The 18,188-nt window shown below is 53.6% G+C and carries 18 protein-coding genes and 1 pseudogene; 4 read left to right on the plus strand and 15 right to left on the minus strand.

Translation table 11 applies throughout. From position 1 onward, the window contains the following. Positions 1–2: 2 nt before the first annotated feature. From U5L07_13245 to U5L07_13285, 9 genes are all read right to left on the minus strand, one after another. Positions 3–683, minus strand: a complete 681-nt coding sequence (locus U5L07_13245) for an MjaI family restriction endonuclease (GenBank protein MDZ7832714.1) — start codon at positions 681–683, stop codon at positions 3–5. Between the two features lie 183 nt (positions 684–866). Continuing rightward, on the minus strand, positions 867–1,667 hold the full coding sequence (gene trpA, locus U5L07_13250; GenBank protein MDZ7832715.1) for a tryptophan synthase subunit alpha: 801 nt from the start codon (positions 1,665–1,667) through the stop codon (positions 867–869). 184 nt (positions 1,668–1,851) lie between these two features. Beyond that, complete coding sequence (gene trpB, locus U5L07_13255; GenBank protein MDZ7832716.1) at positions 1,852–3,069, minus strand: tryptophan synthase subunit beta; 1,218 nt, start codon at positions 3,067–3,069, stop codon at positions 1,852–1,854. Next, a complete protein-coding gene (locus U5L07_13260) occupies positions 3,053–3,736 on the minus strand; it encodes a phosphoribosylanthranilate isomerase (GenBank protein ID MDZ7832717.1) in 684 nt (227 codons plus the stop codon). The genes trpB and U5L07_13260 overlap by 17 nt, the downstream gene beginning before the upstream one ends. Positions 3,737–3,850: 114 nt before the next feature. Then, positions 3,851–4,672, minus strand: coding sequence for an indole-3-glycerol phosphate synthase TrpC (gene trpC, locus U5L07_13265; protein MDZ7832718.1), 822 nt, complete (start codon positions 4,670–4,672; stop codon positions 3,851–3,853). After that, a complete protein-coding gene (gene trpD / locus U5L07_13270; GenBank protein ID MDZ7832719.1) occupies positions 4,672–5,688 on the minus strand; it encodes an anthranilate phosphoribosyltransferase in 1,017 nt (338 codons plus the stop codon). Before trpD ends, trpC begins: the two co-directional genes overlap by 1 nt. 17 nt (positions 5,689–5,705) lie before the next feature. Beyond that, a complete protein-coding gene (locus U5L07_13275) occupies positions 5,706–6,284 on the minus strand; it encodes an aminodeoxychorismate/anthranilate synthase component II (protein MDZ7832720.1) in 579 nt (192 codons plus the stop codon). Further along, positions 6,281–7,780 (minus strand): anthranilate synthase component I family protein, encoded by a 1,500-nt coding sequence (locus U5L07_13280; protein MDZ7832721.1) that lies wholly within the window; start codon positions 7,778–7,780, stop codon positions 6,281–6,283. The genes U5L07_13275 and U5L07_13280 overlap by 4 nt, the downstream gene beginning before the upstream one ends. 383 nt (positions 7,781–8,163) lie before the next feature. Then, on the minus strand, positions 8,164–8,880 hold the full coding sequence (locus U5L07_13285) for a spermidine synthase (GenBank protein MDZ7832722.1): 717 nt from the start codon (positions 8,878–8,880) through the stop codon (positions 8,164–8,166). Between the two features lie 389 nt (positions 8,881–9,269). Here U5L07_13285 and sbtA point away from each other — a divergent pair. The 3 genes and pseudogenes from sbtA (at position 9,270) to sbtM (ending at position 11,326) form a co-directional block, all read left to right on the plus strand. Then, positions 9,270–9,434 (plus strand): annotated as a pseudogene (gene sbtA / locus U5L07_13290) (SbtA family thio(seleno)oxazole RiPP natural product precursor). A gap of 60 nt (positions 9,435–9,494) precedes the next feature. Next, a complete protein-coding gene (locus tag U5L07_13295) occupies positions 9,495–9,692 on the plus strand; it encodes a hypothetical protein (protein MDZ7832723.1) in 198 nt (65 codons plus the stop codon). A 65-nt stretch (positions 9,693–9,757) separates the two neighbouring features. Next, positions 9,758–11,326, plus strand: coding sequence for a thio(seleno)oxazole modification radical SAM maturase SbtM (sbtM, locus tag U5L07_13300; protein ID MDZ7832724.1), 1,569 nt, complete (start codon positions 9,758–9,760; stop codon positions 11,324–11,326). A gap of 35 nt (positions 11,327–11,361) precedes the next feature. Here the strand turns inward: sbtM and U5L07_13305 are convergent, their stop codons facing one another. Both U5L07_13305 and U5L07_13310 read right to left on the minus strand, forming a co-directional pair. After that, the gene (locus tag U5L07_13305; GenBank protein MDZ7832725.1) at positions 11,362–11,832 is read right to left on the minus strand and encodes a DUF1566 domain-containing protein; all 471 of its coding nucleotides are present in this window, start codon (positions 11,830–11,832) and stop codon (positions 11,362–11,364) included. 102 nt (positions 11,833–11,934) lie between these two features. Continuing rightward, on the minus strand, positions 11,935–12,714 hold the full coding sequence (locus U5L07_13310; GenBank protein ID MDZ7832726.1) for an enoyl-CoA hydratase: 780 nt from the start codon (positions 12,712–12,714) through the stop codon (positions 11,935–11,937). Between the two features lie 108 nt (positions 12,715–12,822). On the opposite strand from U5L07_13310, the gene U5L07_13315 reads away from it, so the two are divergent. After that, positions 12,823–13,428: a DegV family protein gene (locus tag U5L07_13315; protein ID MDZ7832727.1), complete on the plus strand. Its 606-nt coding sequence runs from the start codon at positions 12,823–12,825 to the stop codon at positions 13,426–13,428. Between the two features lie 35 nt (positions 13,429–13,463). Here U5L07_13315 and U5L07_13320 read toward each other — a convergent pair whose 3' ends face one another. The 4 genes from U5L07_13320 to U5L07_13335 form a co-directional block, all read right to left on the minus strand. Further along, positions 13,464–13,988, minus strand: coding sequence for a type 1 glutamine amidotransferase domain-containing protein (locus U5L07_13320; protein ID MDZ7832728.1), 525 nt, complete (start codon positions 13,986–13,988; stop codon positions 13,464–13,466). A gap of 61 nt (positions 13,989–14,049) precedes the next feature. Continuing rightward, positions 14,050–15,282, minus strand: coding sequence for a hypothetical protein (locus U5L07_13325; GenBank protein ID MDZ7832729.1), 1,233 nt, complete (start codon positions 15,280–15,282; stop codon positions 14,050–14,052). A gap of 44 nt (positions 15,283–15,326) precedes the next feature. Further along, positions 15,327–17,381, minus strand: coding sequence for an aldehyde ferredoxin oxidoreductase C-terminal domain-containing protein (locus U5L07_13330; protein ID MDZ7832730.1), 2,055 nt, complete (start codon positions 17,379–17,381; stop codon positions 15,327–15,329). Continuing rightward, the gene (locus U5L07_13335) at positions 17,381–18,163 is read right to left on the minus strand and encodes a 4Fe-4S dicluster domain-containing protein (protein MDZ7832731.1); all 783 of its coding nucleotides are present in this window, start codon (positions 18,161–18,163) and stop codon (positions 17,381–17,383) included. Before U5L07_13335 ends, U5L07_13330 begins: the two co-directional genes overlap by 1 nt. Between the last annotated feature and the right edge of the window lie 25 nt (positions 18,164–18,188).

Consider the following 18,188-nt stretch of genomic DNA (forward strand, 5'->3'; position numbering starts at 1 on the left):
GGTTAATAATAAATCCGTATCCCGCCGCGGACCTTTTTATAAAAAATGATTTCCGCCTCGATACCATCCTGCAGTTCCGGTTTGGTGATATAGGAGACAGGCTTAATGGAGACCGGCTTTGTCCCGATATAGCCGTCAATCCCCCGGGATTCCTCGGCAGGCTCGGCCAGGCGCCAGGTGTCATTCGTATCTTCTGCCAGCTCCTTTAGGATGCTTTTTTGGAACCGAATGCCGGTATATGTTTTGGCGAGCACCAGCTCTCTAATCCATTGATGCACCATTTCCCGGTCGATTTCCGCCATGGCGGCCCGCATCTTTTTGATCATTGCATAGGTCTTATCGGTTGCGGTTTCTATGGCATCCGGGTGTTTTTCCAAATACCATTTCACCCATCCGTCATACGTATCACCGGGGAACTCCTGAATCAGATCCGACATCTGGCCCACGTAGCGCGCCCGCGTGGCTTGCGAGTTCCGGTTGGCAATGTTTAAGAGCTGGGTGGTGTACTTGGGATAGGTTTCCACTTTTCCCACCACATCCCTCATGATTTCATCAAAACCCAGCTTGCAGGTTTCCATTTCGGATAAAGCCGCGGATTCCGATTCTGCGGCAACGTTGCCGGGCACACATAACATGCATATAACAATTACCAAAACAGCCATACCGGTCCGGATTCGTAGCAAAACTCCTCCTATTCATTTAAGGATTAAAATAAGAATGAGATAGTTATCCTTTAAGTCCCCCTTTAAAAGGGGGATTTAGGGGGATTTACTCCCTGCGTCATAAAATCCTCCCCAACCCTCCTTTTACAAAGGAGGGAGAAACACAATGGCAGCGTCAGGAAAAGCTCATAATCAGGGCGGGCATTAAAGCTTTATCGTCGCTGCCTTAAATTCCGCGGTCATCTTCCCGATCATTACCGGCAGATCCGGGCTGTTCAGGTTTTCTTCGATCATGCGTTCAAATGCGCTGCCGATCACTACGCCGTCGGCAAAATCGGATATGGCGCGCACATCCTCCGGCGTGGAAATCCCAAAGCCTACGCATATGGGCAGATCCGTGACCGAGCGCAGCGTGTCCGTATGAACGCGGATATTCGTGGTATCCAGGCCGTCGCTGCCGGTTACCCCGGTTTTGGATACCAGGTATAAAAATCCCGAGGCGTTCCGGGTGATCATGGCCATGCGCGCCTTGGGTGTAGTGGGCGCCACCAGGCGGATAAAGGCAAATTCTTCGGGTTTCCATTGGCCGATCAGTTCATCCGCCTCTTCAGAGGGCAGATCCACCACCAGCAGACCGTCCGCCCCGGCTTCCAGGGCATCCCGGTAAAATTCATCAATTCCGTAGGCCATAATGGGGTTGTAGTAGCTGAACAGGATGACCGGCACGGCATTGGTCTTCCGCAGCTCCCGAGTCATTTCCAGGACGTCTTTTAAGTGGACGCCCGCTTTTAATGCCCTTGTGGAGGAGCGCTGGATCACCGGCCCGTCCGCCGTGGGATCGGAAAAGGGAACGCCCAGTTCCAGAATATCCACCCCGCTGTCGCACATGGCTTTGATGATCGTCTGCGAGGTTTTGATGTCCGGGTCCCCGGCTGTGACAAAGCCGACGAGGGCGGTTTGGTGGTTTTCTTTTAGTTCATTGAATTTGTTTTGAATACGATTCATAAACGAAGTGTCCTCCCGGTCATTCCGAGGAGCGCAAGCGACGAGGAATCTTAATTTAAAGATTTCTCGCTGCCGCTCGAAATGACAGTTAACTGCAATTGATTAATTTTTAATCGTTTTTCATTTAAATCAACAAATGATACATGCCATAGCCATTCGATTAAGATTAAGAGCAAGATCAAGATTAAGACGGATCGGTGACAATCCCCAGATCCTTATCCCCCCGGCCGGAGAGGTTTACGAGGATGATATCCCCGGGCGCCCGGTTTTGGGCTGCCTGCATGGCCGCGGCCAGGGCATGGGAACTTTCCAGCGCCGGAATGATGCCCTCTTTTTTGCATAATAAATGAAATGCCGCAAGGGCCTCATCATCTTCCACCGCAACATAGCAAACCCGTTTGAAATCCTTTAAAAGGGCATGCTCCGGGCCGACCCCCGGATAATCAAGGCCGGCTGAGACGGAATGGGCTTCCTTGATCTGTCCGTATTCATCCTGCAAGAGATAGGACTTGGCGCCGTGCAGCACCCCGAGGTTTCCGGCGCAAAGGGTGGCGGCATGCTTGCCACTGGCAATGCCCGTACCGGCGGCTTCCGCGCCGAGCATCTCCACCGAAGCATCATTTAAAAACGGATAAAAAAGCCCCATGGCATTACTGCCCCCGCCCACGCAGGCCACCAACAGATTCGGCAGGCGGCCGGTTTCCTCAAGCATCTGCTGCCTGGACTCTTCGCCGATAACCTTTTGGAACTCTCGGACCATCTCGGGGTAGGGGTGCGGGCCGGCCACCGAGCCGATCACATAATAGGTGTCCCGGACCTCCGATACCCAGTAGCGGATGGCCTCGTTCATGGCATCCTTCAAGGTGCCGGTGCCGGAATCAACGGGCACCACCTCGGCGCCTAAAAGTTTCATGCGCTTGACATTCGGCGCCTGCCGCTCAATGTCTTCAACCCCCATGAAGATCTTGCAGTCCATACCGAAATAGGCCGCGGTGGTGGCGGTGGCCACCCCGTGCTGGCCGGCCCCGGTCTCTGCGATGATCTTTTGTTTGCCCATCCACCGCGCCAAAAGGGTCTGGCCCAGGGTGTTGTTGATTTTGTGGGCGCCGGTGTGGGTGAGGTCTTCGCGCTTTAGATAGATTTTCGCCCCGTTTAAATGCCGGCTCAATCGCTCCGCATAAAAAAGCGGGGTGGGCCGGCCGGTGTAGTTTTTCAGCAGTTCCTTGAATTCGGCCTGAAACGCGGGATCCGGAACAAACCGGCGGAATGCGTCTTCTAACTCGATTAGGGCCGGCATCAAAGTTTCAGCCACATATCTGCCCCCATAGGGGCCGAAATGGCCGTTAGGATCGGGAAACCGGCCGGTTTCATATTTTTCTTCGTATTTATCGCCCATCTGCATTGAAAATCCTCCTTATGGGGTATTGGCAGTTGTATTTTTGTACGGCGTGAATAAATGCCCGAACTTTTGCCATGTCTTTTTTGCCCGGGCCGGCTTCCACACCTGAGCTCACATCCACGGCATGCGGTTTGGCGTTGCAAATGGCAGAAGCAACGTTTTCCGGGTTCAAGCCGCCGGCCAGGATAAACGGGTGATTGTCCCCGAAACCGTTCGCCTCGCGCCAGTTCCAGGCCATAGCGTTGCCGCCCGGCAATTTGCCTTGGGCGCACTCGATTAAATACGCATCCGCGGCATATTGGTCCGCTTCGGCAATTGAGGGGCTGCCTTTTGTATAAAGCGCCTTGATCACCATTAGCCCCTTGTTTTTCAATTTCTCCACCACTTCCGGCGGCTCCTGGCCGTGGAGTTGTACGCCGGTGAGCCCGCTTTGCCCGGCGGTTTTTGCAATCGTATCCGCTGTTTCATTCACAAATATGCCAATCGTTTGTATTCTCTCCGGAAGCGCCCGGCTGATTTCAAGCGCCTGATCCGGCGTAACACATCGCCGGCTTTTGGGGAAAAATACCAGCCCGATCGCCTGAACCCCTAGTTTGGCAATTTCAGCCGCCGTCTCCGGCTCGGTTATTCCGCAAATTTTTATTCCGCAAATATTGTCCGCTTTATTCATCTTTTTTTCGTCTTGCTCTTAATTTTAATTTTACTCGAAAGCAGCCCATTATGCGCCACCCCCCACCCAATCCCTCCCCCGTGCCGGGGGAGGGGTAAGGACTTTAGGCTGGGTTTACCTCTCTCCACGCAGTGGGGAGGGATTGGGCGGGGCGGTCAGCTCCCGCAAAAACGCCTCCGGATCATCCGCCCTTACCAAATGTTCGCCGATCAGAAAATTGCAGATCCCGCAGGCCATATTTTTTTCAATATCACCCCTTGTCCGGATGCCGCTGGCCGCCACCGGTATCTGGCCCGGCGCCAGCCCCGCAGCCGCATTAATGGCGATTTGGATATCCGTCTCAAGCGTCCTTAGATTCCGGTTATTGATCCCGATCAACCGGGCGCGGCTCTCGACAACCATTTCCAGATCCCTGGGGCTGTGGATTTCCACCAGGGCATCCACGCCAGCGGATTCGCAGATTTCAAGATATTCATCAAGCTGTGCCGGTCCCAGGAGCGCAACAATCAAAAGCACCGCATCCGCGCCGGCAGCAGCGGATTCATAAATTTGATAGGGCTCAAATATAAAATCCTTCCGCAGCACCGGGAGACTTACGGCCGCCCGTGCCGCCTGAAGATCCGCGATGCTGCCCTTAAACCAGCGGGATTCCGTTAAAACCGAAACGGCCGCCGCTCCGCCGCGCTCGTAGGCTGCCGCCAGCAGTGCGGCGTCAAGGTCCGACCGGATATCGCCTTTAGACGGCGAGGCCCGCTTGACTTCAGCGATAATATGCACATCTCCGGCAGAGCCGGGCTTAAGCCGGTCAATAAACGGGCGCCGGTCTTGTCGGGCTTCCGCCTCCCGTCTTAAGCTTTCTTCGGTCCGGGTTTTTCTGGCCGCCTGGATATCGGCCTTTTTCTGTTCAAAGACCTTTTTTAGAAAATCCTCGTGCATCAGGTGTTCTCCCGGGTAAATGCGATCAGCGCGTCAAGCTTATCCCGGGCTGCACCTGAATCAATGGCGTGTTCCGCAACCGTAATCCCGTCAGAAAGTTTTTCCGCCTTGCCGGCCGCCACCAGTGCGGCTGCCGCGTTTATAAGCACCACATCCCGGCAAGGTCCCTTTTCGCCGCCCAAAATTTTTAGCGTGATATCCGCATTTTCTGCCGGGTCCCCGCCGGCAAGCGCTTCAGGTTCCGCCGGCTCCCTGAAAAACTGCTCCGGTGAGATGTCATAGGTCTGGATGCGGCCGTCATTTAACTCGGAAATCCGGGTTGGCGCGCATACGGAGATTTCATCCAACCCGTCATGGCCGTGAACCACGAAGACCCGCCTGGATCCGAGTTTTTGCATGGCCCGGGCAAACATTTCCGTGAGCTCCGGCGCGTAAACCCCCAGAATTTGGCAGTTGGCCGCCGCCGGGTTGGTGAGCGGGCCCAGCATGTTAAAAATGCTGCGGATCGCCACCTCCTTTCTGGCGGTGGCGGCGTAGCGCATGGCCCCGTGATACTTGGGTGCAAAAAGAAATCCAATGCCGATGTCCGTGACCGCCTCTTCAACAAGCTCCGGATCAAGATCCAGGTTCATGCCCAGAACTTCCAAAAGATCCGCGCTTCCGCACTGGCTTGAGATAGACCGGTTGCCGTGCTTGGCCACCGTGACCCCGCAGCCCGCCACCACGAATGCCGTGGTGGTTGAAATGTTAAATGTCTTGGCACCGTCACCGCCCGTGCCGCATGTATCCACAATGGTTGAGGCCGGTGTTTCGATCCGAATCGCTTTTCTCCGCATGGCAGTGGCCGCCCCGGCCAGTTCCTCGTATGTCTCGCCCTTGGTGGCAAGGGCGGCCATAAAAGCGCCGATCTGGGCGTCGGTGAGACTGCCGGAAAAGATTTCATTAATTATCTGCGCGGTTTCAGACGCGTCCAGATCCTCCTGCCGGGTAATTTTTCTTAATTTTTCAGTGAACATGACGGGTCTTCTCCTCCTTATGCGAATTCATGGGACATATTGACAAAGTTTCTGAGAATCCGTTTGCCGATGGTGGTCATGATCGATTCCGGGTGAAACTGGATGCCTTCGGTTAAGTGCTCCCGGTGGCGAAGCCCCATGATTTCGCCGTCCTCGGATTCGGCGGTGACTTCCAGACAATCCGGGAGATCGGACCGCGAGACGGCCAGGGAATGATAGCGCATGGCGGTAAAGGGCTTATTGATGTTTTTGAACAAGCCGCTGCCGTCGGCTGTGATGGTTGATGTCTTGCCGTGCATGATCCGCCGGGCGGAAATGATTTTCCCGCCGAATGCCGCGGCAATGGCCTGGTGCCCCAGGCAGACCCCTAAAATCGGCACTTTTCCGGAAAATTCGCGGATTACCGGGATGGAAAGCCCGGCGGCCTCGGGAACCCCGGGGCCCGGCGAGATCACTATCCCGTCAATTGAATCGGCATCCAGATCCGCCAGGGCAAACCGATCATTTCGGTGCACCCGGACCTCCGCATCCAGCTGGCGCAGGTACTGCACCAGGTTATAGGTAAATGAATCATAGTTGTCGATCATGACAATCATCGGTTCTCTCCTGTTTGATTGTGCCGGTTGATGAGTTCAAGGGCCCGCTGGATGGCCATGGCCTTGTTTACCGTCTCAACGCGTTCTTTTTCCGGATCTGAATCATAAACAATGCCCGCGCCGGCATTAACCGTGAGCTTGTCGTCTTCGATGCAGGCCGTTCGGATGGTGATGGCCAGATCCATGTTTCCGGAAAAGGAGATGTAGCCCACCGCCCCGCCATAGGGGCCGCGCGGGTATGCCTCCATTTCCGAGATAATCTCCATTGCCCGCACTTTCGGCGCGCCGGAGAGGGTACCGGCCGGGAAACTGGCGGCCAGCAGATCCCAGGCATCGTATTCCGGCCTAAGGTCACAAGTGATATTGGAGACCATGTGCATCACATGGGAATAGCGCTCGATAAACATCAAATCCGTGACCTGGACGGTGCCGGTTTCCGCCACCCGGCCCAGGTCATTTCTTCCGAGGTCAACGAGCATCAGATGCTCGGCCCGCTCTTTTTCATCTTTTAAAAGTTCGTCTGCCAGGGCCCGGTCCGCCTGTTCGGTTTTTCCGCGCTGGCGCGTGCCGGCAATCGGGCGAAGCGTGGCCACGCCGTTTTCAAGGCGCACCATGGTCTCGGGTGAGGACCCGACAAGGGCCATATGATCGAGTTTTAGAAAAAACAGGTAAGGGGAGGGGTTGATGTAGCGCTGGACCCGGTATAGCGACATAAGATCCGCCGGCGCCGCTGACACAAAGGGCTGGGAGACCACGGTCTGGATGACCTCGCCGGCGGTAATGTATTGGATGATTTTTTCCACCTTAGACCGGAATTCCGCCTCCGTATAAACCGGCTTTAAATCCAATGGGGTCTGACCGGCCGGCGACGGCAAATCCGTATAAGGCTTTGAAATCGCCTGATCCAGCCGGTCAATCCGCCCGATCGTCTGCGCATAAGCTTTTTCGGCATCCGCCTCGTCCGCGGTAAAGGCAATCGCGATAATCTGCAGGGTATTGCGGACATTGTCAAAAATCAGCACCTCATCCGGCATCACAAAATGCGCCAGGGGCTTGTCCGCCGGCCACTGGTTGGGGATTTCCTCGAAAAAGGAGACCGCTTCATAGGTGAGATAACCCACCAGCCCGCCCCAGAACCGGGGCAGGCCGGCGATATTTGCCGGCTTATAGCGGGCCATGAATTGGCGGAGAATGGCAAACGGGTCGTTTTTGTGCGCGATCTCTTCGGTGCCGCCGTTTTTCCGGATTTCCACCACCTCCCGGAATATTTTGACATGGGTTCGGGCGGAGGTGCTTAAAAAGCTAAACCGACCCCAGCGCTCTCCGCCCTCCACACTTTCCAGAAGCAGGGCCGGCCCGGTCTTGTCGTCGATTTTTTCAAGCACCGACACCGGTGTGTCCCGGTCGGCCAATATCTCCCGGCAGATGGGCACCACATTGTAAGCCTGGTAGAGCTGTTTGAAATTGTTCTTGTCCGGAAACTGCTGCAGTTCCATCATTTGCTCCTTATCGTCTATATCGTCTTAATCTTACTCTTAATCTTAATCTGAAACTCCGTCAAAACGTCTCGGAAATCCAATATTTACTTCGCCATCAAAAAAGGCCGTTGGGAGTTTCTTTTTCCCCACGGCCTTTAAAAATAAAAAAACCGGGGGCTTGGTCCGCCCCCGGTTTATTCAGTTATTTAGTCTTTTTAGTATGTTAGCTTAGATCAAAGACAGCCGTTGGCAGACCCGTTGATTTGAATCCACCACCACCAGCCACCGTTGTTGGAGATTTCTATTGTATGTATGCTCTTGGCTGTCATTCTTTTAAATAATCCTCAATTATGTTTAGTGTGTAAAGAATACAGATATTATTTGTCAAGCAATTTTTTATTTCAAGCTGACCAGGCCAAATAAATGCCGTTTTCTGATTTTGTCGCCTGTATAGGGTTTTCAAATTCTATGGTATGGCCTTCGGTGCGGTCAAAAACACCTGCCAGGATCCCGAGAAAGGCATCAGCGGGCGGGTCATTGGACCACAAGGCAAATAAGCCGCCGGGTTTTAGAAATGATTTCAGACGCGCCATGCCGGAAGCGGTGTAAAGGTCGCCGTGGCTGGTGTTTAAAAGATAATCCGGGGTATGATCGATATCCAGTAAAATGGCATCGAATTGATGGCCGGAGGTATCCGGATCAAACCCCGGCCCCCGGGCAAGGGCAAAAAAGTCGGCCTCATAATATATGCACCGCGGATCATTATTTAAAAAATCAGCGTTGGGTATGAGGCCCTGCCGGTGCCAGTCAATTACCGGGGCCAGCGCTTCAATGACGATCATGCGCCTGACCTGCTCAAATTTAAGCGCTGCCGCAGCCGTGTAGCCAAGCCCCAGACCCCCGACAACGATATCCCATCCGCTGCCGCCTATCTTTTCCAGCCCGATCTCTGCCAGCGCCACCTCGGAGGCGTGAAAAAGACTCGACATCAGATATTCATCTCCGAGCTTGACCTCGTAAACTGTCTGTCCGTCCAGGGAAATTATTTGGCGTCTCCGGAGGATCAGCTCACCCATAGCCGTTTTTCGGTAATCCAGTTCTTCAAAAAGAGGGGGCATAAAAACCTGACCTGTTTCAGTCCTTCTTAATCCGTCTTAATCTTACTCTAACCATTCGTAAGAATGCTGAATTCCGGCGCAGCAATTACTTTAATTCAAAAGAGTGCCTGCACCTGACAAACCCATCAGGGTTTATAACTCAATATAATGTCATGTCCAATAAATTCAATTCGGGCCTGCCAGTCACTTGCCAGCCATTGAAAGATGGGTCTGTAAAAGAAGCAGATGTGCGTGAGGTCGTTTTTGTAATGCCAGTTTTTAAAGGCCTGGCGGTCGATCACAAGATATTTTTTGACAACGATTAAAATGCGAATAGTTTTAATCAATACAAGGGAAAATCAAAATTGATTTTCTCAATACACTAAGCCAAAAGTGAAGGGGAGGGAGAAATGGACAAAAAGGATCTGAAAAAGCTCCTTGCCAGTGTGGGCATTGCCGGCTTGATCGGCATGGGTGGTATTTCTGTGCCCGGGGCGCATGCCGGCAGCGGCTGAGGGGCCAAAGAAGGTGCCGGCGGCACCGAGCGCCATGAAAAACACACAGGCGGCAGCGGGTGAGGCGGTTCCCGAGGCGGCGCAGGTAGCGCAGAAGAGGAACAGCACAAACACCAGCAGATGGAGCAGCATGAGGCGGATCAGGAAAAGGCCGAAGAGAAGGCCAAAGAGGCTGTAGAAGAAGAGAAGAAGCGGTTGAGAAAAAATCCGGAAAAAGCGGGTGAGGCGGATAACATCAAACATGCAGGATGCATGATCCGAATCGGCCCCATCATTGGTTTCCGGGTATCTTTTTCTTTAAAATCGACCAACACCTAATTTACCCCTAAATCCCCTCTTTTCCCGGGGGATTTAGGGAGTTTTTATTTGGATGCGAAATACCCATGCCGGAACTGTCTTTTGCAGGATGCCCCAGAGAAGCTTATCCGGTTTGCCTTTATCTGGTACCGGAGCTTGAAAAACGGCTTGAAGACGGGCAAACCCTGTCCGGACTTCTGACAAATGAACCGAAAGCCTGCGGTCCTTACCCATTTTTGCCTGATCTGGCAAAAATTGAGGAGGCAAAATGGCGGCTGCATTCAACTCAGCCGTCTATGCCGGAGCATTTAGATAAGCGGCAGGTCAACCCGGCGCTTGAGCTGATTCCGGTGGCGTGGTCGGGCCTCCCGGCTTTTATTTCGGATCGCACCCGCCCGCCCCATCCCGGCGCCACTTACGTACTGGTAATGATAAAGCCAGGCAAATCAAACGTTCAGGTTCGGGAGACCGATGCCAGGGATCTCCTGGCCCTTAAAATAATGGCCGAGGACATGGATTCCCGGTCAGCGGCGGCTGAAGGCGGCGTTTCGGTGGGTACCATTGACGAGCTCCTCTATTTTGCCGAAAAGCGCGGCCTGGTGCTCGCTCCGCCTTCACGCATCCGCCGTCCGCCGGATTTCCCCAAAGGCCGGATAACTGATCCCGACGTTTTTACATCCCCCACCTTCACCCTGCAGTGGCACGTCACGCAGGCCTGCGACTTAAACTGCCGGCATTGCTACGATCGAAGTGACCGAAGTGACATGACCCTGACCCAGGCCCTGGCGGTATTGGATGACCTCTATGATTTTTGCACAACGCATAATGTGTTCGGACAGGTTTCCTTTACCGGCGGCAATCCATTGCTTTATCCGCATTTTGACCGGCTTTACGGCGAAGCGGCAGACCGGGGGTTTATGACCGCCGTCCTCGGCAATCCCATGCCGCGGGCGAGAATTGAAAGCCTGATGAATATTCAGAAACTTGAATTTTACCAGGTCAGCCTCGAGGGGACAACAGCGCACAACGACTATATACGGGGAAACGGCCATTTTGACGGGACACTGAAGTTTCTGGCAGAACTGGGGGCTCTCGGTGTCTACCGCATGGTGATGCTGACGCTTACCCGGGATAACATGGCCCAGGTGCTTGAGCTTGCCGATCATTTAAAGGATCGGACTGAGCTTTTCACATTCAACCGGCTCGCTCCCGTGGGGCAGGGCGCACAGTTGGCTGCCGTGGATCCGGCGGATTTCCCCGAATTTCTGAAAAGCTATTATTCAGTCGCCCAAACCCATCCATTCATGTCCTTAAAGGACAACCTCTTTAACCTGCTTTGCTGGCAGCAGGGAAAGCAGGTCGGCGGGGGCTGTACGGGCCACGGATGTGGCGCGGCATTCAACTTCGTCTCCCTTCTGCCGGACGGCGAAGTCCACGCCTGCCGAAAGCTGCCCTCGCTTATCGGCAATATCTATGAAAAGCCCTTAAACGACATCTATCACGGGGATTTCGCCCGCCGCTATCGCGCCGGTTCGAGCGCCTGCAAAGACTGTGAAATCCGGCCGGTCTGCGGCGCCTGCCTGGCGGTGGGCTATGGCTTTGGCAACGATATTTTCAATGACCCGGATCCCTACTGCTTCCGCTTGTATGCGTGAAAAATCCTCCTGATCCTCATTTGGTGTCTAATTGTTTATTTATCCCGTACGATCAAAATATAATAGGGGAATCGATCCGGCCCTTCAACAAAGGCTACCTTTTTTTTCATGGGATTCATTTTAGCCACATATACATCCCCGCTTTTCTGCTGATAACTGCTTAACGTCAGGTATTCGCCCCTTTTGATATCAAACGCGGAGAACGGAAACGGATCGCCAAGGCTTTCCAGTTCAGACTTAGTCGGCAGGCGCCAGTCAGTATGCCCCCCAAGATTTGATTTTTCCGCATAGGTCCACGCATGGGACAGGTCTTTTTTAAGGGTGGACGCCTCTTTGGACCACATCAGATCCGTTCCATTGTCAGTGACCGTGCCGTCGCCGTTATCAACAAATCTGTCAGCCGCCCATCCCGAGCCGGCCAGACAAAAAACCGCTGCCGCTACAAGGAGCAATGTAAAAAATCGACGTATGCCGGAACGGTTTGCATGGCGGGGCTGAATTCGCATTTTTATACCTCCTCTCAATTGTTGAACCGTTTGCTTAATGCGCTTATTGCCTATTTTATAGCTTAAGTTTCAGAAGCAAAATAATATAAAACTCCCTGTCTGCTACCTATTCCTCCATTCTACATTGGGTTTCTTTTCCAGAAACGCCTTGATGCCGATTTGCGCATCTTCCGCCAGGTTGTTTAATGCGATGGTGTGCTTGGCAAAATGAAGCGCTTTGTCATCTGTCTGGTCCATCTGGGTGTAAAAGCCCTGTTTGCCGAAACTCAGCGCAAAGCGGCTTGCTTCGCTGATTTTTTGGGCCAGCGCATCCGTTTCTGCGGTCAAGTCTTCCAATGGCACCACCCGATTGACCAGGCCGAGTTCCTTAGCCTCCTGCGCCGGAAATTCACGGCCGGTCAAAAGCATTTCCATGGCCATTTTGCGGCCAATGGCCCTTGAGATGGCAACCATCGGGGTGGTGCAGAAAAGGCCGATTTTAACTCCGGGTGTGGAAAACCGGGCATCTTCGCTCGCCACCACCAGATCGCACCAGGCCGCCAGCTGGCATCCGGCAGCCGTGGCAATGCCCTGGACTTGAGCAATCACCGGCTGCGGGATTTCATGGATGAGCTGCATCATTTTGGTGCACTGATCAAAAATGGTCTTATACTCTTTCACGCCTGAATCCACCATTTCGGATAAGTTGTGCCCGGCACAGAAATGCTTGCCCGCCGCCCGGATGATGACGACCTTCACCGATTCGTCTGCTGCCACATTTGACAAGGCATCAATCATCTCTTCGATCAGGTTTTTGGACAGGGCGTTTATGGTTTTCGGGCTGTTTAAGGTAAGCACGCCGATCGGTCCCTGGGTTTCAAAAAGGATTTCCTGATAGGTCATTTTTTCTCTCCATGCTGTTTATGCGGTATTTGTAAACATTATTTTACAATAGCACCGAAGGCCCTGCCGTGGCAAACCTAAACAAAAAATTAAGCATACGACGAGATCCTGATTATTCATTGCTCCAGTGAATTGAGCGATAACTATAAAAATGCGCTCAAGGTACAGGAGGAGTTCCAGAATCACCAGTGCCGGGTGGAGATCATAGATTCCCGTTCATGCAGCATGGGCTACGGGCTGGCCGTGGTTGAGGCGGCCAAGGCGTTTAAAAAGGGGATGGAATTCGGCAGCGTGGTCTACGAGGTCAACCGCATGCTGAGGCAGACCACTTCCTACCTCACCATTCCCACGCTCAAATACCTGCGGAAAAGAAAAAAAATCGGCGGATTTAAATCCATGCTCGGCCTGACATTAGGAGCCAAGCCGGTTCTGGGGCTTGAGGATGGCAGGCTTGAGGTAAAGACGAAGCTCTTCGGCAAACAGCCCAACATGATTTTGTCCATGCTTGATATGATCAAGACGGATATCGGCAAAAAGCCCATTACGCTGGCCATTGTGCACGGACGGGACAAGAGCGTGGTCAAAAGCCTGAAAGAGGTTTTTCAGCACAATTTTAACTGCCGGGAGATCCATCAGGCCTATTTCGGCCCGTCAATTACCATCAACGCCGGCCCGGATGCCATCGGCGTGATGTACACGAAATACGACAGGTAACCGGCTGATCCCTTCTTCCCCCGGGAGAAGGTCATCTATCCCGAAAGCGCCGCCACCAGTTCCCGGCAGAAATCCGGAATATCGGCTACCACGCGGCCCCACACCAGATTGTCCTCCCGAAAGGCGGATGCATCCACCCACGTGGCGCCGGCGTTTTCCATGTCATCCTTGATACCGACGCTGCCGGTGGCCTGTTTGCCTTTGCAGATGCCGGCGCTCGCCGCCACCCAGCCGGCATGACAGATAAAGCCCAGGATTTTTCCCTCATTGTTCATGGCCCGGATCAGCTTTAAGATATTCGGATCCCGCCGCAGCTTGTCCGGCGCCCAGCCGCCCGGCACGATCAGCGCATCAAATTCGTCAGCCGTAACCCCTTTTGCATCCGCATCGCTGGTGGCCTCTAATCCGCCGCTTTTGCTGGGATAGGTCTCGCCCGCCCGGGTGCCAATGACTTTAACGCTCGCCCCTTCTTCCTTCATTCGCATATAGGGCACCCAGAATTCCAGGTCCTCGAATCCGGGGCCCACGAAAATGCCGATGGTCTTGTCTTTAAGCCGCATTGCCGCCTCCTTACGACCCTCTTTTAAAAAATAAACCCAACATCCTTGCCTGCTGAAGCCCTTACATGCGATAAATCGTGGGTTTCTCATCCATGTCGATATCAATGCAGATCATATCGCCGGTTTTAAAGCCCAGGCGATTGAACTCTTTTACGATCTGATCCTGTTTTTCAGATTTCCAGTACACGAACCACACGGGGTTTCGCACGGAGTCGATCCCGTAAGCATCGTGCGTGCAGAGTTTCAGGTGCATCCGGTCCTTGGCGATAATGGTATCGGCTTCGGAGAGAAAATAGTCGATTTTGTACTGATTCTCATAGAGCGCTTCGCTCAATTGTTTCTGGAGTTCGGGCATATCATCCAGATAATGGTTGGCGATTTGGAAAAGATCGTTGGGGATTTTGATGGAAAGCCCCAGGACGGCGAATCTCTCATGTTTCAGCGCAAATTCCGTCAGTTCGGCCTCGTAGTCTGAAATGACCTTCAGGACGTCCTCTATGCTGCGCTGCCCGCCGCCCCATCCGTGAAGCAAATCTTCGCACCGGTCAATGATTTCCAGATAAAAAGATTTATGATCCATGACATAGATGATCCGCTCCCGGTAGTTTCTTCGCTTGCGGATTCGGCGGATGCCGTCCAGTCTCAGGCTCCGCCGGCTGATGTTTTCATCCAGAAGCTCTACCTTTGAGATGTCTTTTGCCTGGACCACATAAATGTCGCTTCGGGAAACGATGAATTCAATCTCGCACGGAAAGCCGAGCCGTTCCTGAATGTCCTCCGAGAGCTGGAGCAGTTTCATGTCATGGGGGGTCTCGGTGATATAGGATTCGGAATAAATTTTATGGGCGTACTCGTTTGTATACCCGAATTCCCAGCGCGGTCCCATCTTTTTGGCCATAACCTTTGTGCCCTCGATAAAGGGCATGATAATGACCCCCATGTCATTGGGATCGATGTCAGGAGAGTTATTGAATTTCTGCTGCCGCTTGATTTGAAGCTTTTTTGTGGTATTGGCAAGCTCGATGATCCGCTTCCGCGCGTACTTGATGCCCGGGATGTCCGCGTTGATTTCAATAGAGTCGAATGTACCGCTTTTAAAAAAGGATTCAAGCGGGTGGGCGCTTCTGACGATAACCTTGAAGCCTTGTGCGCTGTTTCTGAAAAATTCATCCAGGCGGCCAAAGTTTTCATTCTTGAAATCCTCGGCCGTCAGATAGACATAATCCGGAACATCAAACCCCTCTTTTTTTAATACTTCCAAAAGCCTGATTTTCTCAGGCAAAGACTGATCCATTGGTATTCCTTATAGCTCCTGCTTTAAAACGGAATCCGATTCCATTAGCTTCTGAGCCTGGCTGCGATATCCCCGGCGATTTCGGCGATGCCCAGCTCTTTTAGCTTTTCTTCCGCCGGGATGCCCTTGTCCCGGCTCCAGCCTCTTTGCGCCCAGTACTGGGGCAGGCATTCGTCAAAAAGCTTTGCAGTGTCGCCGCCGAAAGCGGTTTTGCCCTTGTATGGGCCGGTGGGCAAGGGCTCTTTAAACCATCGGGCGGGAAACATGTCCGGGCTGTCCCATTCTTTTCTGGGATCTTTAATGTTCTGGGACCGGAGATTAAAGAGCCTGGAAAGGGCATAGGCCCGCTCGCCGACTTTGAGAAAATCTTTTTTGTCAAAATCGCTCCAGCCGGTCACCGCCTTGACCAGTTCCACGTTGCCTTCGTCGCCCCAGAAGCCGCTGGCAAAAAGACAATAGACCATGGAATTGACGGCGGCATTGAAATTCTGGCCGTTTACCGCCCCTTCATAGTCGATCGGGTCTTTCATAAAAGCCTTGGAGCCGCCGCCGGTATGTTCGCAGGGCCGGACCACAGTGACGTAATCCAGGGCATTGCGGTCATGGTTGCTCCTGGCGCCGTGGGCGGGCTGTGCATACCGTTTGCCGGTCATGCTGTAGTACATGATCTCATCGTTTTCCTTTTTGCGGCTGAGATACCTGGCCGTCTCATAGGTGCCTTTGGCCAGAACCGCTCCGATGCCGTCCCCGGAAACCGTCTTTTCCAAAACGGCTTTAACGGATGTTAAATCCCCCCATTTTATATCAATGCCGTCCAGATCCGCGGGTTCGATCAGATCCCTTTGCCGCAGTTCCATGAGCAGGCCCAGCAATGCGCCGCCTTCAATAAAATCCATGCCGGTATTGTCAGAAAACCACGTGGTATACTGGGTTTTGGCCGCATTTTCCGTCATATCCTTGAAGGTGCCGCCATAGGGATCGCCCGGGTCCGTGCCTTCGGCTTCCAGGTAGCCGATGTTGCCGCCGACCATGCCCATGGCTTCCCAATCCGGCATATCGGTGATGGTCTCATCCATCATCTCGTCGTCACTGCTGATCCGGGCGGGATAGAGACAATGCAGGGCGCAGCCCGGGCAGGCCTGTTTGCGGACAAAGCTTAGCTGGTCCACAAAGGGGCCGGACAATGCCTTTACGGTTCTTGGATCCGCCCAGGATTCCCACTGCCAGTTCCGGATGGGGTATCCGCCCATTACATTGCTTTCCTTGGCGCTGATTCCGGCAGTGCCGTAGGTTCGCCAGAAATGGCTGGTCTTCTCGCGCTTTTGGATATTGGCCATGATCTGTGTAAATTTCTTTTTATCAGCGAATTTCTGGCCCCGGGTGCCCCTGACGACAATGCCCTTCAAATTTTTCGCACCGGCCACCGCACCGGAGCCGTAACGGCCGTGAGCCCTGGCGCCTTCCGTGACCATGTTGGCAAACCAGACTTTGTTTTCTCCGGCCGGTCCGATCACCCACGTGCTGGCCAGCCGTTTGCCGCCGATTCCCTGATTTTTGGGCGGCCTGAGCTTCGCCCATTTTTTCGTCAGGTCGGATTCTGTGAGGGTGCTGCCTGAGGTCTCTATGGGGGCAAGCACGCTTTTCCGCATCGCCATCTCTGACTCTTCGGTCCCCATGCCCCAGAATTCCGTGGCATCCCGGATTTCGATATCATCGTCTATTACGGCGATATATACGGGCTTATCCGATTTGCCCACGACCTGGATGCCGTCCCAGCCGGCAAATTTCAGGTTGGCGCCGCCCTGGCCGCCGCATAGGGTAATACAGTTGAATCCGTACGGGCTTTTCGTCACAATGGCGGTTCGCGGGTTCGGGGCGATGCCGGTAACCGGACCCACAAGAAGCTGCAGCATGTTTTCAGGCCCCAGCGGATCTTTATCCGGTTCTGCAAGGCCCTCCTTGAAAAGGTAATACATACCCAGGGCCCATCCGCCCAGGTATTTTCGGTATACTTCTTCCGGCGGCTCGACGGTGGTCACCGAACCGGCGGAAAGATCGATTCTGGCAATTTTTCCCGTGAATCCGTAATATACACTCATTATAACGCCCTTTCCTTGTTAAACATTTTCTTATACAGGAGTTCAGCGGCATGGTCCGGACTGTTGGCATAGTAGCGGCCGTTGACCTGTACCGGAATAAACTGCAGGGCATCTTCCGGACAGGCTTTTACGCACTCCGGGTCCCCGCCGCAGCGGGTGCATACCTGCGCCTTGCCCTCGACGGGATCAAAGGATATGCCGCTTCCGAACTGGTCTTCGCAGACTTCCAGGCACCGCCCGCAATTGTCGATGCCAAGACACAGTCCACGGTCCACGGTCATATATCCCATGCCGGTATAGCCTTCTTTGCCTTCTCCTTTTTTGACCCGGTGAAGGGCGCCGGTCGGGCAAACCGCCTCGCACGGGTGCTGCTCGGTGCCTTCCGCCCATTTGATCAGTTCGCAGTACTGGCAGACATTGACAAAATCCACAAACTGGAAGCGCATGGGCCGTATCCGGGCAAACTCCAGGTTGATGGTATGCCGGGCCTGTTCGGGGGCGATTTGCTGCATGTACTTGTCAGCGCATGCCATGGCGCAGGACATGCAGCCGGTACACCTGGCGGGATCAAATATGATCGTGTAGCCCGGCTGCGTCCCTGAATTGCCGGCTTGTTCCGCCGCCGAGGCCATATCCATAAAAATGCCTCCGGCAGAAACCGAAATCCCCAGGGCGGTCAGCATCCTGATAAATTCCCGGCGATTTATGACCCCCTTTTGGAATTTGGTTTTCAGTTCCGAAATTTGCTCCTCCTGGTTGGCATCTGCGTTGGAATCAGCCATAATAACCTCCATCTGCGATTTATTA

This window comes from Desulfobacterales bacterium, from assembly GCA_034520365.1.
Classification (GTDB): Bacteria; Desulfobacterota; Desulfobacteria; order Desulfobacterales; family Desulfosalsimonadaceae; genus M55B175.

What these genes read in the sequence shown, in the direction of transcription:
- trpA (MDZ7832715.1), bottom strand. Translation starts at nt 1,667, where the DNA reads ATGAATCGTATTCAAAACAAATTCAATGAACTAAAAGAAAACCACCAA.
- trpB (MDZ7832716.1), bottom strand. Translation starts at nt 3,069, where the DNA reads ATGCAGATGGGCGATAAATACGAAGAAAAATATGAAACCGGCCGGTTT.
- U5L07_13260 (MDZ7832717.1), bottom strand. Translation starts at nt 3,736, where the DNA reads ATGAATAAAGCGGACAATATTTGCGGAATAAAAATTTGCGGAATAACC.
- trpC (MDZ7832718.1), bottom strand. Translation starts at nt 4,672, where the DNA reads ATGCACGAGGATTTTCTAAAAAAGGTCTTTGAACAGAAAAAGGCCGAT.
- trpD (MDZ7832719.1), bottom strand. Translation starts at nt 5,688, where the DNA reads ATGTTCACTGAAAAATTAAGAAAAATTACCCGGCAGGAGGATCTGGAC.
- U5L07_13275 (MDZ7832720.1), bottom strand. Translation starts at nt 6,284, where the DNA reads ATGATTGTCATGATCGACAACTATGATTCATTTACCTATAACCTGGTG.
- U5L07_13280 (MDZ7832721.1), bottom strand. Translation starts at nt 7,780, where the DNA reads ATGGAACTGCAGCAGTTTCCGGACAAGAACAATTTCAAACAGCTCTAC.
- U5L07_13285 (MDZ7832722.1), bottom strand. Translation starts at nt 8,880, where the DNA reads ATGCCCCCTCTTTTTGAAGAACTGGATTACCGAAAAACGGCTATGGGT.
- U5L07_13295 (MDZ7832723.1), top strand. Translation starts at nt 9,495, where the DNA reads ATGGAGCAGCATGAGGCGGATCAGGAAAAGGCCGAAGAGAAGGCCAAA.
- sbtM (MDZ7832724.1), top strand. Translation starts at nt 9,758, where the DNA reads ATGCCGGAACTGTCTTTTGCAGGATGCCCCAGAGAAGCTTATCCGGTT.
- U5L07_13305 (MDZ7832725.1), bottom strand. Translation starts at nt 11,832, where the DNA reads ATGCGAATTCAGCCCCGCCATGCAAACCGTTCCGGCATACGTCGATTT.
- U5L07_13310 (MDZ7832726.1), bottom strand. Translation starts at nt 12,714, where the DNA reads ATGACCTATCAGGAAATCCTTTTTGAAACCCAGGGACCGATCGGCGTG.
- U5L07_13320 (MDZ7832728.1), bottom strand. Translation starts at nt 13,988, where the DNA reads ATGCGGCTTAAAGACAAGACCATCGGCATTTTCGTGGGCCCCGGATTC.
- U5L07_13325 (MDZ7832729.1), bottom strand. Translation starts at nt 15,282, where the DNA reads ATGGATCAGTCTTTGCCTGAGAAAATCAGGCTTTTGGAAGTATTAAAA.
- U5L07_13330 (MDZ7832730.1), bottom strand. Translation starts at nt 17,381, where the DNA reads ATGAGTGTATATTACGGATTCACGGGAAAAATTGCCAGAATCGATCTT.
- U5L07_13335 (MDZ7832731.1), bottom strand. Translation starts at nt 18,163, where the DNA reads ATGGCTGATTCCAACGCAGATGCCAACCAGGAGGAGCAAATTTCGGAA.